Source organism: Lutimaribacter marinistellae (genome assembly GCF_042648365.1).
Taxonomy (GTDB): Bacteria; Pseudomonadota; Alphaproteobacteria; order Rhodobacterales; family Rhodobacteraceae; genus Lutimaribacter_A; species Lutimaribacter_A marinistellae.
This window is the reverse complement of sequence record NZ_JBHRXI010000001.1, coordinates 355,414-370,123: the sequence shown is the minus strand read 5'-3', so window position 1 is coordinate 370,123 and position 14,710 is coordinate 355,414. Positions and strand designations below refer to the sequence as shown.

Below are 14,710 nucleotides of genomic sequence, written 5' to 3'. Positions count from 1 at the left end.
GAGACAATGAGCCATATCGTCGTGATCGGGGCCGGGCAGGCAGGCTCCTCGTTGGTGGCTAAGCTGCGCAAGGACGGGTTTGACGGCCAGATCACCCTGATCGGGGAAGAGCCGCAGATTCCCTATCAGCGCCCGCCCTTGTCCAAGGCGTACTTGCTGGGCGAGATGACCGTGGATCGTTTGTACCTGCGGCCCGAGAGTTTTTACGCGGAGAACGATATCCAACTGGAACTGTCCGAAACGGCCGTCGCCATCGACCGCAAGAACAAGGTGGTCATCGCCGGCGGAAAGCAGATCGCCTTTGATCAGCTTGCGCTGACGACCGGGTCGGTGCCGCGTCGCCTGCCCGGTGCCATCGGTGGTGAGCTTGAGGGCGTGCATGTCGTGCGTACACTGGCCGATATCGACGCCATGGCCCCCGCAGTGACCGAAGGCCGGCATGCGCTGATCGTCGGTGGCGGTTACATCGGGCTTGAGGCCGCGGCGGTCTGTGCCAAGCGCGGGCTTCACGTGACGCTGGTCGAGATGGCGGACCGGATCCTGCAGCGCGTGGCGGCGCCCGAAACCTCGAACTATTTCCGCGCGCTGCATCGCGACCATGGCGTCGTCATCCGTGAAGGGATCGGGCTTGCCCGGCTGACCGAGGCCAATGGCCACGTGGCGGGGGCGGTTCTGAGTGACGGGACCGAGATCGGGGTCGATCTTGTCGTCGTTGGCGTCGGCATCACGCCCGCGACGGAACTAGCCGAGGCGGCAGGGCTGGAGATCGAGAACGGCATCCGCGTGGATTCGCATGGCCGCACATCGGATCCGTCGATCTGGGCGGCTGGCGATTGCGCCTCGTTCCCTTACAAAGGTGGACGAATCCGCCTTGAAAGCGTGCCGAATGCGATCGATCAGGCCGAGATCGTCGCGCAGAACATGATGGGCGCCGAGAAGGACTATGTCGCAACGCCGTGGTTCTGGTCGGATCAGTATGACGTAAAGTTGCAGATCGCCGGCCTGAACACGGGCTATGACCGCGTGGTGACACGCGCGGGCGAGGGGCGAACGATGTCGTTCTGGTATTACCTCGGCGATCAGCTTCTTGCGGTCGACGCGATGAACGATCCGCGCGCCTACATGGTCGGCAAGCGCCTGATCGACAGCGGCAAGACGGCCGATCCAGAGGTGGTAGGCGACCCGGAGGCCGATCTCAAGCCGTTGCTCAAGGCGTGAGGATCATCGCCGGAGAGTTCCGGGGCAGGGCGCTGGCCTCGGTCGGCAAGGGCGATGCGGGCGCACATTTGCGCCCGACTGCCGACCGGGTGCGGGAGAGTCTGTTCAGCGTGCTTGCCCATCTTGACGTGATCGAAGAGGCGCGGGTTCTGGACCTGTTTGCTGGAACCGGGGCTTTGGGGCTCGAAGCACTTTCTCGCGGCGCGGCGCATGTCTGCTTTGTCGAGAATGGCCGCGTGGGCCAGGGCTTGATCCGAAAGAATGTCGAACTGACCCACAGCGCAGATCGCACGCATTTATTGCGCAGGGATGCGACGCGGCCGGGGAGGCACGACGGTGCGGCCTTCGACCTTGTCTTTCTCGACCCGCCCTATGGCAAGGGGTTGGGCGAAAAGGCCATCGCGGCGGCGGTCGCGGGGGGCTGGATCGCGCCGGGCGCCTTGGTGGTCTGGGAAGAGAACGCAGAGATAGCCGCGCCCGACGGATTCACGGTCGAGAGCGCGCGGCGGTACGGAGACACGCATATCACGCTGATGTGGCGCGACGGCTGAATTTCGACTAGGCTTCGTGTATGGAACGCGTCGCCAAGGCGCCATTCTGGGTGCTGTCGAAACCGGCCGAACGTACGGCCACGCGCACCGGCCCGCCACCCCGCAAGAGCGCGCCGGTCTTCATTCATGATGCTATCATGCCTTGGCAGGGGACCACCCTGCTTTACGCTCAGATGCGTCGGGAGGCGGAAGATCAGGACGAATAGGTCGGGTGAAAGCGGCCTGCTGGCGACAGGGTGAAGATATCCACGCCATCCGCCGTGACGCCCACCGAATGCTCGAACTGGGCCGAAAGAGACTTGTCCCGGGTCACCGCCGTCCAGTCATCGGCCAGCGTCTTGGTCTCAGGTCGGCCAAGGTTCACCATCGGCTCGATGGTGAAGAGCATGCCCTCTTCAAGCACGGCACCGGTTCCCGGACGCCCGTAATGCAGTACGTTCGGGGGCGCGTGGAACACCCGGCCCAGACCATGCCCGCAGAAATCGCGCACGACGCTCATGCGTTGCGATTCGACGTAAGACTGGATCGCGTGCCCGATATCGCCGAAGGTCTTACCCGGCTTGACCATCTCGATCCCTTTGAACAGGGCGTCATGGGTGACCTGAATCAGGCGTTCGGCTTTGCGCGGGAGCTTTCCTGCGACATACATGCGAGACGTGTCGCCGTACCAGCCATCGACGATCACGGTCACGTCGATATTGAGGATGTCACCATCCTTGAGCTTCTTTTCACCGGGGATGCCGTGGCAGACGACGTGATTGACCGAGATGCAGCTGGCGTGCTGGTAGCCCTTGTAGCCGATCGTGGCCGAGGTCGCGCCTGCCTCTTCGACCATCTCGGTGATGATGCGGTCGATCTCGCCCGTCGTCTGACCCGGAAAGACGTGGTCCGCCATTGCGTCGAGGATGCGCGCGGCCAGTTCGCCGGCCTTGTGCATTCCGGCGAAATCCGACTGTTCGTAGATGCGGATGCCGTCCCGTGTAAGGCGGCCCCTCAGATCCTTGTTCAACGCAGGCTCCATGGTCTTTACTTAAGGGTATGTTTACGCGCCGAGAAGCGCGAGGGCCAGTTTCAAACGCCGCTAATGTCAGCGTTGTTACCGCTTCGGGGCGTAATGTGACGTTCAGGGCATGGGGATTCAACCCCACGCGACGAATCGTCCGGCCTGTGACGCTGCGCGACAGGTTATCGCTGCGGCGCCGGGCGTTTTCTGCGCAGCCACGGTGGAAACTGGTCCCGGACCGTGAAGCCGTAGTGTTCGAGCGCCTTTTCGATATCGGCGTAGTAATAGAAATTGCCGTTCTGCAGAACCACGCCCGACTGACAGATCGTTCTCATCTGCTCGGGGTTGTGGGACACGAAGATCGCGCCGCTGTCCCTTAGCCGGTCGCGGAGCATCGCCTCGCTTTTCGCGCGAAACCCGACATCGCCGACGGCCGTGATCTCGTCGATCAGGTAGGTGTCGAAATGCATGGCCATCGACATCCCGAAGGCCAACCGCGATTTCATGCCCGAGGAATAGCTGCGCACCGGCAGGAAAAAATGCTCGCCAAGCTGCGCAAAGTCATGGGCGAAAGACACCATTTCGTCCGTGTCCACGCCATAGAGCCGCGCCACGAACTTGACGTTCTGCATGCCGGTCAGGTCGGGGTGGAAACTGCCGGCAAAACCGACCGGCCAGCTGACGGAGCCGTGGCGGATGATTTCGCCCGCGGTCGGCTGGATGGTGCCGGCGATCATGCGCAGCATTGTCGATTTCCCGGCGCCGTTCTTGCCGATGAGTGCAACGCTCTCACCGGATGGGAACACGAAGGAGATGTCGTTCGCGACGACCTTTTCGATCCCGTTCAGGCGATAGGTCTTGGACAGGTTGACCAGTTCGATCATGGCGCTCTCAGCGTCGGTCGCGCACGCTGTAATAGATCAGCACGCCGATCGCCCATCCCAGAAGGGCGACGGCGAAGACCAGTGCCGACAGGATGATGCGCTGCGGATACTGCGCGGATTCAGGCAGTGCCGGTTTGGCGTAGGTTGCCAGGTACCGGCTTTGGCGCTGAGCCTCGGCCTGTGCGGTATCGAGGACGGTTTGCGCCGCGAGATAGGATTTTTCGGCATATTCGCGGTCGACCATGAGCCGCTCGAACTCGCCCACAAGCGTCGAGTAGTCCTTGCCGTCGGTCACCCGCGCGGTACCGCCCATGCCGAATTTCTGGCGTTCCTGTTCGATCAGCGATTCGATCACCGCGATGCGGCGGCGGGCCTGTTCGACGCGCGGGTCGCCCTCGCGCGCGGTTTCCATCACCAGGTTCATCTCGATGATGGCCTCGGCAAGCTGCGACTCCAAGGAGTTCAAGAGCCCCATCTGACCCTGGATATCGGCGCTGGGGTCAACGATGCGTGTGTCCGAGCGGAAGCGCGTCAGCGCCTCGCGGGCTGTCTTGAGCCGTTCAACGGCCTGTTCCAGATCCTCGAGCGCGTAGCGTGTCGCGTCCTCGCGCGCGATGGCCGAGAGCTCGTTGATCATCAGTGTCGATTCGTCGACGATTGCCTCGGCGATGGCCAGTGCATCCTGTGCCCTAAACGCGTTTGCCCTGACTTCGAGAAGGCCGGAACTGTTGGCGTAGCTTATGCGCACCATGCGTTGCCAGTAATCTACCAGATCCTCGATCGAGCCGGTGGGGTCGAAGGCGAACACCGGGTCGAATTCAGGCCGTGAGTAGATGGTGCGCAGGTCGATGCGATCGTTGACCTTCTCCACCATCGCGCGGCTTTGAATGAACTCGTACAGGATATCGGTATCCGACGAGCTGTTGCCGGACAGGTCTGCAAGCCCGCCCAGCAGGTTTTGTGCGCTGTCGAGTTCCTCGGAGCGGACCGCGAAGCCGAAGGTCGAGGCGTATTGGTCGGCAGCTATCGAGTAAAGATAGAAGACCGCCGCGGCGAAAGGTCCGATCACCAGAAGGAAAAAGCTGAACAAGACCCCGTAATGGCGCTTCTTCGCCTGCGCGGGACCGGCGGTAGGTGGTGCCTTGCGCGCTGCCGGTTGCGGCGGCTGACCCGCCGGTGCGCCCGGTCCGGGCTGGGCCGGAGCGGCGGGTTGCGCGGGCTGTGCCCCCTGCGCTGGCTGGTTTGCCGGGTTCGGAACCGCGGCGGGCCGGGCCTGCTGCGCGGGTTGTTGGGCTGGCTGGGGCGCGGGATCTTTGGAAATGGGACCGGCCTCCGCTTTGTGGACACTTCAGGCACGTTTCTGATTTTATGCCTCGTATTGCAAGGGTAAATCGCTTAGAGGCACGAGGCGCGACCCAGCCGGGATGGTGATGGTCGGCGTGTGAGCGGAAAAGAGGAACACGATGCGCAGCGCGGCAACGGGCAGGCCGAGATTCATTTTCCCGCGCGCGGTGATGGCCCTGATCCTGCGGGAAATGAGCACGACTTACGGGCGTTCTCCGGGTGGGTACATCTGGGCGCTGGCCGAGCCGATCGGCGGCATCGTCCTGCTGACCGCGATTTTTGCCCTGATCACGCGCAGCCCGCCGCTTGGGTCGAACTTTCCGCTGTTCTTTGCCACCGGCGTCATCCCCTTCATGATCTACCAGACCACGTCGACCAAGGTGGGTGCCGCAATCCATTACTCGCGGCAATTGCTGGCCTATCCGTCGGTCACCTATGTGGATGCCATCGTCGCGCGGTTGATCCTGAACGTGCTGACACAGATTACGGTCGCCTTTATCCTGCTGTCGGTGATCGTCGTGCTGTACGGTGTCAGGCTGAATGTCGACTTCATCACATGCGCACGGGGCATATTACTTGCCGTTGCGCTTGGCGTCGGTGTGGGGCTGGTGAACTGCTACATGATGAGCATGTTTCCCATCTGGCAATTCGTCTGGGCGGTGCTGAACAGACCGCTCTTCATCGTGTCGGGGATTTTCTTTCTTTATGACGGATTGCCGGCGCCGGCGCGCGAAGCTCTTTTGTGGAACCCGGTGGCGCATCCGATCATGCTGTTCCGGCGTGGCATATACGATACATATGATGCCTACTATGTGTCCGAAGTCTATGTTTACCTGATTTCGTTGATCCTGAGTGCCTTCGGGATGCTACTGCTGTACAGATACCACCGAATTATGAGGGACGAAGGTGCATAGACTCTCCACCTCTGGGCAGGGCGGCAGGTTTTGCCGTTCGGGGAGTATGCGCCAAGGGCTCCCATTGCCTTGCCCGAGTTGCATTGCTATCCGGGGCGAAATGAACGGGTTTCAAGACGTATGACAGATCTTTCGATGACGCCCCTCGCCCGGGTGAAGAGGTTGTCTCGGTTCTTTCTGATGACGCCGAAAGAGCGCAGCTATCTAAAAGCCGCAAGGCGATCGGGACTGTTCGATCCGGTCTATTACCGGGGGGCCTATCCGTCAATCAACGGGCTCTATCTCAAGGATCCGCTGCGCCATTACATCCTGTTCGGCGAGGCGCGCGGGTATCGACCGAATCCCGATTTCTCGCCCCGGTCCTACCTGCGGTACAATCCGGATGTGGCAGAGCTGGGCATGCCGCCCTTCCTGCATTACATTCAGGCCGGTCATACCGAGCAGCGCGTAACCAAGGACTTGCCGCAAAGTGAGGAACTGCCGGAGGTCAAGCGCAAGGTTCTTCGCTTTGACCCGGACCGGCCGAAGGCCCGGTTCGCCGTGGTCGCCCATATCTACTACCCGGACCTGTGGACGGAGTTCGCCGAAACATTCGAGCGGCTCGGAATCGATTACGACCTATATGTCACGCTGACCTATCGCGGCGAGGAGACGGACGAACTGGCCGAAGAGATATGCGAGCGCTTTCCCAAGGCCTTTGTTCTGCCAGTCAACAATCGTGGCCGGGACATCCTGCCTTTCATGACGTTGGTCAATGCGGGTGCTCTGGACGGGTACGAGGCCGTTTGCAAACTGCATACCAAGAAGTCGCCGCATCGCGACGACGGTGATCACTGGCGCCGCCACCTCATCAATGGCATCCTGCCGGAAAGCAATCTTGACGCACTTCTCGATGCGTTCCTGCGCGACGAACAAAGCGCGTTCTGGGTTGCGGATGGACAGCACTACACCGGGGTCGAGTGGTGGGGGTCGAATTTCGACGTCACCAGCTACCTCTTGCGCCGCCTCGAGATCGAGATCAGCCGCGATGTCCTGTCCTTTCCGGCCGGGTCGATCTATTGGATGAAGCCGCTGATCGTCGGCATGCTCAAGGCTATGAAGCTCGACGAGGCGTTGTTCGACGAGGAGACCGCGCAGGTCGACGGTACGCTTGCCCACGCGTTGGAACGCGCGATGGGTTTCCTGGCGATGGCGGCAGGGCAGGGCGTGGCCCAGACGACGCAGCTTTCGGACAAGGCCAAGGGCCGTGGCAAGGCGCGCGCGCCCCTGCCGCGCCCGGCCTATACCTCGGCCTTTTACCTGCCGCAGTTCCATCCAGTTCCGGAGAATGACAGCTGGTGGGGCAAAGGATTTACCGAGTGGCGGGGGACGGTAACGGCCTCAAGCCTGTTCGCGGGCCATACGCAGCCGCTGCTGCCCTCGGATCTCGGCTTTTACGACCTGCGCGTGACCGAGGTCATGGGCCAGCAGGCTGACATGGCGCGCGCCGCCGGGATCGACGCGTTCTGCGTCTATCATTACTGGTTCGATGGCCGCAGGATCCTGGAACAGCCACTGGACAAGCTGCTTGAACGGCCGGAAATCGATTTCCCGTTCTACCTGTGCTGGGCCAATGAAAGCTGGCGGCGCAATTGGGACGGTCTGTCGGGAGAGGTCCTGCTGGATCAGACCTATGCCGATGGGTTCGAGGACAAGCTGGTTGCGGACAGCCTGCGCTACATGCGCGATCCGCGTTATGTCCGGCCCGACGGTCGTCGGCCGCGTTTCATGATCTACCGGCCCGAGGATATGCCCGACCCCGCTTCAAGCGTCGCCCGCATGCGTTCGGCCTGGGCACGTGCCGGTATCGGCGACGTCGAATTGGGCGCGGTCTGTTTCCACATCGATGGCGAGAACCCTGTCGAGGATGATCTGTTCGACTTTTGGGTGGAAATGCCGCCGCATGGCATGGTGGGAGAGCCTGCGTACCTGTTCGGCGGACCCTTGGGAAATCTGCTGGGACGCGAGGTTCATGGCGGGTTCAAGGGCCTCGTCTACGACTACAACAAGGTCATCGAGCGCTCGGTCGAGCGCGACTATGTCGACAGCCTGCCCGGGAACACGATCTGTGGCGCCATGCCCAGCTGGGACAACACGGCGCGGCGTGGGTTGAATGCCCATATCGCCTATGGCGCCAACCCTGCGCGGTTCCGGCACTGGCTGCATCGACTGCGCGAAAGCCGGTTGAAAAAGTCCTATCGGCAGGAGTTGTTCCTGAACGCGTGGAACGAATGGGCCGAAAAGGCCGTTCTGGAGCCAAGCGAGAATTTCGGAAACATGTACCTGTCGGTTCTCGGCGACGAATTGCTGGGCGTCCAGCCTGCAAAAGACGAAGAAGTGTCGAGGCAGCGGGCCTGACGGCCTGAGAGGGGAAACAGCGGAACGTGTCGAAAGTCGTCCTTCATATCGGTGGCCACAAGACAGCTACGACCACCATTCAGGACATGTTTCATGGCAACGCGGACACGTTGGCCGAACATGGGGTCATCTATCCCCGTTTCGATCGCCAGACCGGCCATCATGGACTGGTGATCAACTGGGCGAAGATGCCCAAGATGTTTCGCCTTCCGGATGGTGACATCGGGACCCTCACCGCCTTGGCGGAGCGTTACGGGCCCGGCGACCAGACGCTGTTTCTGAGCAGCGAGGAATTTTCACGCGACCGATGCCTTGTCGATATTGCCAAGATACGCGAGGTTCTGGCCCCGTTCGACGAGATCGAGGTCATCTGCGTGTTGCGGTCGCAATGGCAGTTCCTGCAATCGGCCTATGTCGAGGTTTCGCGCGGGCGTTGCCCGCCGCGACCCGGAAAGGTGGTCGAGCAGGCAATCGAGACGAGCCTCTATGAAGGGTTGTGGGTCGATTACAACCGGTTGGTCGAACGGCTCGAAGGTGTGTTTGCCCCCGAGGAAATCACTTTGTTCTCGTTCGAGGAATGCAGGAACCATCCCGGCGGGATCGTGGGCCGATTTCTTGAGCATCTCGGGCTGGATATCGACCAGTCGCAACTGGAAACGGTGAACGAAGGCAATTCCAACGTCTCGCCAATGTCTCTGGCAAGCTATGCCGCGAACATTCTGGCAGAACCAACACCTGCGCCCCTGTGGTTGATTGACAAGGCGGCCCACGGGCTGCGGCAGGAATTCGGTGGAGTCGTAAAGCCCTGCTTGTTCACCCGAGCCGAATTTGCCACACTGAAATCTCATTTCGACCCTTTGAACGCAGAGCTGGCGCTTCGCCCGGCGGCGCAACGCAACGGGTTTTCGATTTCACCGTTGGAGCCGCGTGGCGTGAACCTGTTCCGTGAAGACATTTCGGCCGCGTACTGGGCGAGAATGGCGAAAATGGGATTCGAAAAGATGTTGAGGTCGCGAAAGTCATGACGACCCGGGCAAGACTGCCTCGCGCTTCGGTTTAAGTGCATTGGCGGGGTAACGAGTTGTCCAGGTTGGTTCTTCACATCGGCACGCACAAGACCGCGACCACGATGATACAGCAGAAGTTCTGGACGAATTCCCCCCTGCTGTCAGAGCGTGGTGTGATCTACCCCCGCCTCGACAACAATCACGGCCATCATGGGCTGACGGCGCCGTGGTCGCCCGTGGAAGCGGTCGATCCCGGCTTTCTGTTGGCCGGTGGGGCTGTAGAAGCCTTTGGGGCACTTGCGCGCCGATATGCCGGTGAAGACGTTACCGTGTTCCTCAGCAGCGAGGAGTTTTCGCGGTCCGGGCCGAACAACGGTGTCGATTACGGCGAGTTGCGCGGCTACCTGTCCGATTTCGACGAGGTTCAGGTCGTTTGCGTTTTGCGTCCGCAGTGGCAGTTCATGCAATCGGTCTATGTCGAACTGTCCAAGGTGATGGCCCCGCCCGAGCCTGCGCGCTTTATCATCACGTCCCAAAAGAAGGGCGTGTTTGCCGGGTTGTGGGGGGATTACAACCTGTTGCTGGACCGTCTCGAGGGTGCGTTCGGTGCGGAAAACGTCACCTTTCTTGACTACGAGACCTGTACCGAGGGGGTGGGTGGAGTCGTCGGGGCGATGCTGGATGTTCTTGGCCTTGATCCGACTGATGATGGGTTGCGCGACATGTGCCTTGGAGCGTCGAACGTTTCGGCACCTGCGCTGGCTTGTTGGGTGGCCAATCAGCTGACCGCGCCCGATGTGGCATCGGACTGGCTGGTCGATCACGCGCAACGGGCGTTGAAGGCTGAATTCGGCGAGCCGCTTTCGACATGCGTCTTTTCGAGGGATGAGATGTACAGCCTTCAGAAATGGTGTCAGCCGTTGAACGACAAATTGCAACGCCGACGGCAGGCGGTACAACCCGGTTTTCAGATGGCTCCTTTGGCCCCCACGGGCGTGAACCTGTTCAGGGAGGATGTTTCGGCTGCCTTCTGGTTGCGCATGGCGCGTATCGGTTTCGGCCTGTTGATGGGCCGGCCCGAGGCCGAGCAAGGACTGTCGAGGCCGACCTTCAATACCGTTCAATGAACTGGTGAGGGGTTGACCCAAGGGCGCTTGCCGTGCACCTCGGGCAACAGGTAAACAGGGTGTGGTTCAGGCGACGCGGTTCAGGGCAGTGGGTGAATGAAGAACGTATTGATCGTCGGCCACAGCCATATCGGCAACCTCCAGCAGGCATTTTCCGAGCGTGCGGGCAAGGTGGATGGGCTGAATATCGAATTCGCACCGGTTGGCAGCCCCAGTTACCAGCCCAATCTCGACGCTGCCGGAGAGTTGCACCCGACGATCGCCCAGATCGTCCGTGAGCCCCGGTTCGACATGATCGTTTCTTGTCTTGCGGGGAATGCGCATTTCAGCCTCGGCCTGGTGAACAACCCCAGGAAATACGATTTCGTGCTTCCTCAAGCGCCGGATCTGCCGCTTGAGGAAGGTGCCGAGATCCTGCCCTATGGGTTGATCCGAAAACACCTGCTCGAGATGGCGCATGAGACCATCCCCGTCCTGCCGGCGATACGAGCCGCCACCGCAACCCCCATGCTTCATCTGGAATCACCTCCGCCGGTGCCGCCGGGACATGTGCGGCAACACGCGAAGCATTTCCTGCCACTGATCCATCATTACGGTTTGCCGCGTCCGGAACGCATCTTGCGATTCTGGCATCTGCAGGCGCAGATCACAAAGGATGTCTGCGCCGAGAACGGGATCGGCTGCCTGCCGATACCCGACAGCATGAAGGATAAGTACGGTTTCCTTGTCCAGGCAGCCTGGCGGGACGATCCGACCCATGCCGGCCCGGCTTACGGGCACGCGGTTCTGGACCAACTGGCAGAGCATTTGAACGAGGTCGTTTCATGACGCGGCAGACACCCTATTCCCTTCTGCCCGATAACGCCTATTGGCGCCGCTCCGTTGCCGGGCTCCCTGCAGAAGAGGTGGATCCCGTTCCCAACCTGCCGCGCTTCAGCGTCGGGCCGGCAGATAAGGTCATGACGGCTGGAAGCTGTTTCGCCCAGCATATTGCCCGCTACATGCGGCAAAGCGGGTTCAACGCCATGATCACCGAAACCGCGCATCCGATGATCTCGGCCGAAAACGCGGCGCTTTACAACTACGGAACCTTCACGGCGCGCTACGGCAATATCTACGTCGTGCGGCAGTTGCTGCAATTGTTCAGGCGCGCATATGGGCAGTTTCAGCCGGCCGAAGATGTCTGGGTCGAAGCAGATGGCAGCCTGCTGGACCCGTTTCGTCCGCAAATCCAGCCCGGTGGTTTCGCCACGAAGCGCGAATACGACATCGACCGTGAACAGCACTTTGCCGCCGTGCGCCGCGGGTTCGAAGAGCTTGACGTCTTTGTCTTTACCCTCGGCCTGACCGAAGGCTGGGTGTCGAAAGAGGATGGCGCGGTGTTTCCGCTTTGCCCTGGTACGGTGGGCGGGCAATTCGATCCGGGCAGGCATGCGTTTCATAATTTCTCGGTCTCGGAAACCGTATCGGACATGACGCAATTCGTTGCCCTGCTGCATGGGGTGAACCCCAAGGCCCGTATCATTCTGACGGTTTCGCCCGTACCGCTCATCGCGACAGCGTCGGGCAAGCATGTTCTTAGCGCGACCACCTATTCCAAGTCGGTGCTGCGCGTCGCGTGCGAGATGCTGGAACAGAGCCTGCCGAGGGTCATGTACTTCCCGTCATACGAGGTAATCCTTGGGCCGCACGCGCGCGGGTCCTACCTAGCCGAAGACCTGCGATCGGTACGGGAGGAAGGTGTCGCGCATGTCATGCGGCTGTTCTTCAAGTCGCTTGCAGGCATCGAACCGGCCGAGATCGGAAGCGCCCCTGTCGCGCCCGAGGAGGGGGACGCGGCAACAAAGGAAATGGAGCGTGTCGTTCAGCTCGTGTGTGACGAGGAAGCGCTCGACAACCAGTTTTCCCACGTGGGACACAAAGTGGAATGAGCGCAGCGAATATCGAGATACTGGGCGACGCCATCGTGATTCCGTCGTCGCACTACACACCGCCCCGTCCCAAGCCGGAAGGTGGCGGAGTCGTTTCGGGTGTTTTTGGGGGCGGTGCCTATCGATCCAGCGGGGCGTGGTTCGCGCGCGGGGAAAGCGTATTCAACAGTCACGTGAACCAGCCGCCGCAAGAGATCGACCCTGCGGTAGCCGAGACAACGATGAAGGGGCGTTACCTCTATCTCGGCCTGTTGCAGAATGCGCATTTCGGGCATTTCATCTCTGAAAACATATCGCGTCTTTGGGGTGCCGACCTGCTGTCTGAGCTTGACGGTGTCATCTACTACGCCTTGTTCCCCGACCAGCCTGTTCATGCCTCCGTGCTGAACGTTTTGCAGTTCCTTCTTCCGGGGATCCCGCTGATCCGGGTTGATCGACCGACGCGGTTCGAAAACCTGTTTGTTCCGGCCTCGTTCCGGTTTCCGGCCGGTTTCGTGGCGGGGCATCCCCTGATGCGCGACTTTGCAGCGCGACGGGTGGCGCGCGCGAGAGACGGGCGACCGGCAGGACCGAAAAAGGTTTTCGTGTCACGGGCGGCTCTCGCGCGAGAGGGCGCGCGCTTTGTTCTCGAGACCGAAATCGACAGGAACATGAGGGCACAGGGGTATACGGTTCTTCACCCCGAAAAACATGGGCCGGCGGAGCAGTTGCGGCACTACGCGGATGCGGAAAAGCTTGTCTTTTCCGAAGGGTCTGCGCTGCATCTCTACGCGCTCGGTGCGCGCCCCGGTCAGGAGGTCTTCATAATCTGGCGCCGCAAGACGGTCTTTCCGGTCTTCGAACGGCAGATCACCTCGTTCGGCGGGCCGGTTCCCGTGGGAGACAATCACGTGATGGAAACGCTTTTCCACAGGAAGTTTCCCGGCGCCAATGCGCGGGCGCAGTGCTTGTTGGACTTTGCTGGCCTCGGGCGGGATCTGGCATCCCGGGGGTTCATCGGTGATGGTTGGACGGTGCCGCCAGTAGACGCATTGCTGCGCGAGCTTGAAAACCTGTCAGACGCGTTCGACGTGACGCAAGCACGGGCGGCGTTGGACCGTGCCAGCGTCGATCAGCCGGATACCGCGCGTTAATCCGAAGCGTCGAATTTACCTTGCCCATCAATTGCGCTAACGCTCCGCGGCAAAATCCTTGAAGAGGCACGACCTTTGGCCAAAGTCATCTTACATATCGGAACGCACAAGACCGCGACCACGACCATCCAGGAGAAGTTTCGGGAATGGGCACCGGAACTGGCCGACCGCGGTATCGTGTATCCGAGGCTCAATCAGATTCCCGGACATCACGGCCTGACGGCGCTCTGGTCGCCGGTCGAAGACGATATGTTGCTGGCACAAGGGCCCGAAGCCGGGTTCGCCGAGATCGTGGCGGATTATGCCGATAGCGATTTCACCGTGTTTCTGAGCAGCGAGGAATTCTCACGCGCCGAACCAAATGGCGGTGTCGATTATCAGGACCTGCGCCGGAGGCTGGACGGCTTCGACGAGATACAGGTCGTCTGCGTGGTTCGGCAGCAATGGCAATTCATCCAGTCGGTCTATCTGGAGTTGTCGAAGAAGACCTGCCCGCCCCGTCCGCCAGCCCTGCTCACGCCTGCGTTGAAGCGTGGCGTGTTTGCCGGTCTGTGGGCCGATTACACGTTGCTTCTTGACCGGTTGGAAGGCGCGTTCGGACCCGAGAACGTGACCTTCATGGATTTCGATACGTGTCGCACGTCGGAACATGGCGTGGTCGGTTCGATGCTGCGGTTCTTGGGACTGGATCCGGCCGATCCGGATCTGGCGGCAATGCTGAACGGAGTGTCGAACATCTCTCCGCCGCCATTGGCGACATGGGCGGCAAGCATCCTTTCCGAGCCCAAACTGGCGCCGTCTTGGTTGTTGTGGCGTGCCGAGAATTTTCTCCGGCAGGAGTATGGACCCAATTCGAAACACTGCCTGTTTACCCGGGCAGAGTTCGACCGGCTCAAGGAACACTTCGACCCTTTGAATGAAGAGCTCCAGCGTCGCCGTGCCCCGTATCAGCCCGACTTTGCAATGTCCCCGGCGGATCGGTCGAAATTCGGCCTGTTCCGCGAAGATATCGGCGTCACATTCTGGCTACAGTTCTGTCGAAATCTCGCACAGGACATGCTGCTACAGCAGGAGGAGGTTCACGGAGAATCACATTGATGGTCTCCTTGGCCTGAGCAGTAAAAGCGATCCGTCGTAACGCTTTCTTCACCTGATCGCCTCATTTCGAGGCGGCGGCCGTCTTTTTGCGGGCTTCAGCGTG

General features: G+C 60.9%; 14 protein-coding genes. 11 read left to right on the top strand and 3 right to left on the bottom strand.

The window, feature by feature from the left end; genetic code table 11:
* Positions 1–6: 6 nt before the first annotated feature.
* The 3 genes from ACFORG_RS01720 to ACFORG_RS01710 are packed head-to-tail and all read left to right on the top strand — an operon-like array spanning position 7 to position 1,975.
* Positions 7–1,218 (top strand): NAD(P)/FAD-dependent oxidoreductase, encoded by a 1,212-nt coding sequence (locus ACFORG_RS01720; protein WP_386733648.1) that lies wholly within the window; start codon positions 7–9, stop codon positions 1,216–1,218.
* Positions 1,215–1,769: a 16S rRNA (guanine(966)-N(2))-methyltransferase RsmD gene (gene rsmD / locus ACFORG_RS01715; protein ID WP_386733647.1), complete on the top strand. Its 555-nt coding sequence runs from the start codon at positions 1,215–1,217 to the stop codon at positions 1,767–1,769. Before ACFORG_RS01720 ends, rsmD begins: the two co-directional genes overlap by 4 nt.
* A 20-nt stretch (positions 1,770–1,789) precedes the next feature.
* Complete coding sequence (locus ACFORG_RS01710; RefSeq protein ID WP_386733646.1) at positions 1,790–1,975, top strand: hypothetical protein; 186 nt, start codon at positions 1,790–1,792, stop codon at positions 1,973–1,975.
* On the opposite strand, the gene map is transcribed toward ACFORG_RS01710, so the two are convergent.
* The 3 genes from map to ACFORG_RS01695 all read right to left on the bottom strand — a co-directional run bounded on the left by map (position 1,963) and on the right by ACFORG_RS01695 (position 4,746).
* On the bottom strand, positions 1,963–2,778 hold the full coding sequence (gene map, locus ACFORG_RS01705) for a type I methionyl aminopeptidase (protein ID WP_386733645.1): 816 nt from the start codon (positions 2,776–2,778) through the stop codon (positions 1,963–1,965). The two genes, ACFORG_RS01710 and map, sit on opposite strands and share 13 nt — an antisense overlap.
* Before the next feature lie 176 nt (positions 2,779–2,954).
* Positions 2,955–3,656 carry an ABC transporter ATP-binding protein gene (locus tag ACFORG_RS01700; protein WP_386733644.1) on the bottom strand — a complete coding sequence of 234 codons (702 nt, stop codon included), beginning with the start codon at positions 3,654–3,656 and terminating at the stop codon, positions 2,955–2,957.
* Between the two features lie 7 nt (positions 3,657–3,663).
* Entirely contained in the window at positions 3,664–4,746 is a 1,083-nt protein-coding gene (locus tag ACFORG_RS01695) for a sugar transporter (protein WP_386733643.1), read from the bottom strand.
* 373 nt (positions 4,747–5,119) lie between these two features.
* Here ACFORG_RS01695 and ACFORG_RS01690 point away from each other — a divergent pair, with 373 nt between their 5' ends.
* The 8 genes from ACFORG_RS01690 to ACFORG_RS01655 all read left to right on the top strand — a co-directional run bounded on the left by ACFORG_RS01690 (position 5,120) and on the right by ACFORG_RS01655 (position 14,607).
* Positions 5,120–5,914 carry an ABC transporter permease gene (locus ACFORG_RS01690; protein WP_386733642.1) on the top strand — a complete coding sequence of 265 codons (795 nt, stop codon included), beginning with the start codon at positions 5,120–5,122 and terminating at the stop codon, positions 5,912–5,914.
* Positions 5,915–6,049: 135 nt separating this feature from the next.
* On the top strand, positions 6,050–8,311 hold the full coding sequence (locus ACFORG_RS01685; protein WP_386733641.1) for a glycoside hydrolase family 99-like domain-containing protein: 2,262 nt from the start codon (positions 6,050–6,052) through the stop codon (positions 8,309–8,311).
* A gap of 26 nt (positions 8,312–8,337) precedes the next feature.
* Complete coding sequence (locus ACFORG_RS01680; protein WP_386733640.1) at positions 8,338–9,336, top strand: hypothetical protein; 999 nt, start codon at positions 8,338–8,340, stop codon at positions 9,334–9,336.
* 65 nt (positions 9,337–9,401) lie between these two features.
* Positions 9,402–10,445, top strand: coding sequence for a hypothetical protein (locus ACFORG_RS01675; RefSeq protein WP_386733639.1), 1,044 nt, complete (start codon positions 9,402–9,404; stop codon positions 10,443–10,445).
* A gap of 96 nt (positions 10,446–10,541) precedes the next feature.
* Positions 10,542–11,273, top strand: coding sequence for a hypothetical protein (locus ACFORG_RS01670; protein ID WP_386733638.1), 732 nt, complete (start codon positions 10,542–10,544; stop codon positions 11,271–11,273).
* Entirely contained in the window at positions 11,270–12,376 is a 1,107-nt protein-coding gene (locus ACFORG_RS01665) for a GSCFA domain-containing protein (RefSeq protein WP_386733637.1), read from the top strand. Before ACFORG_RS01670 ends, ACFORG_RS01665 begins: the two co-directional genes overlap by 4 nt.
* A complete protein-coding gene (locus ACFORG_RS01660; RefSeq protein ID WP_386733636.1) occupies positions 12,373–13,509 on the top strand; it encodes a glycosyltransferase 61 family protein in 1,137 nt (378 codons plus the stop codon). Before ACFORG_RS01665 ends, ACFORG_RS01660 begins: the two co-directional genes overlap by 4 nt.
* Positions 13,510–13,584: 75 nt before the next feature.
* Positions 13,585–14,607, top strand: coding sequence for a hypothetical protein (locus ACFORG_RS01655; RefSeq protein WP_386733635.1), 1,023 nt, complete (start codon positions 13,585–13,587; stop codon positions 14,605–14,607).
* Positions 14,608–14,710: the final 103 nt, after the last annotated feature.

Excerpts from the sequence above, each read along its gene's own strand:
- ACFORG_RS01660 (WP_386733636.1), top strand. The coding sequence starts at position 12,373 with ATGAGCGCAGCGAATATCGAGATACTGGGCGACGCCATCGTGATTCCG.
- ACFORG_RS01690 (WP_386733642.1), top strand. The coding sequence starts at position 5,120 with ATGCGCAGCGCGGCAACGGGCAGGCCGAGATTCATTTTCCCGCGCGCG.
- ACFORG_RS01685 (WP_386733641.1), top strand. The coding sequence starts at position 6,050 with ATGACGCCCCTCGCCCGGGTGAAGAGGTTGTCTCGGTTCTTTCTGATG.
- ACFORG_RS01665 (WP_386733637.1), top strand. The coding sequence starts at position 11,270 with ATGACGCGGCAGACACCCTATTCCCTTCTGCCCGATAACGCCTATTGG.
- ACFORG_RS01670 (WP_386733638.1), top strand. The coding sequence starts at position 10,542 with ATGAAGAACGTATTGATCGTCGGCCACAGCCATATCGGCAACCTCCAG.
- ACFORG_RS01720 (WP_386733648.1), top strand. The coding sequence starts at position 7 with ATGAGCCATATCGTCGTGATCGGGGCCGGGCAGGCAGGCTCCTCGTTG.
- ACFORG_RS01710 (WP_386733646.1), top strand. The coding sequence starts at position 1,790 with ATGGAACGCGTCGCCAAGGCGCCATTCTGGGTGCTGTCGAAACCGGCC.
- ACFORG_RS01700 (WP_386733644.1), bottom strand. The coding sequence starts at position 3,656 with ATGATCGAACTGGTCAACCTGTCCAAGACCTATCGCCTGAACGGGATC.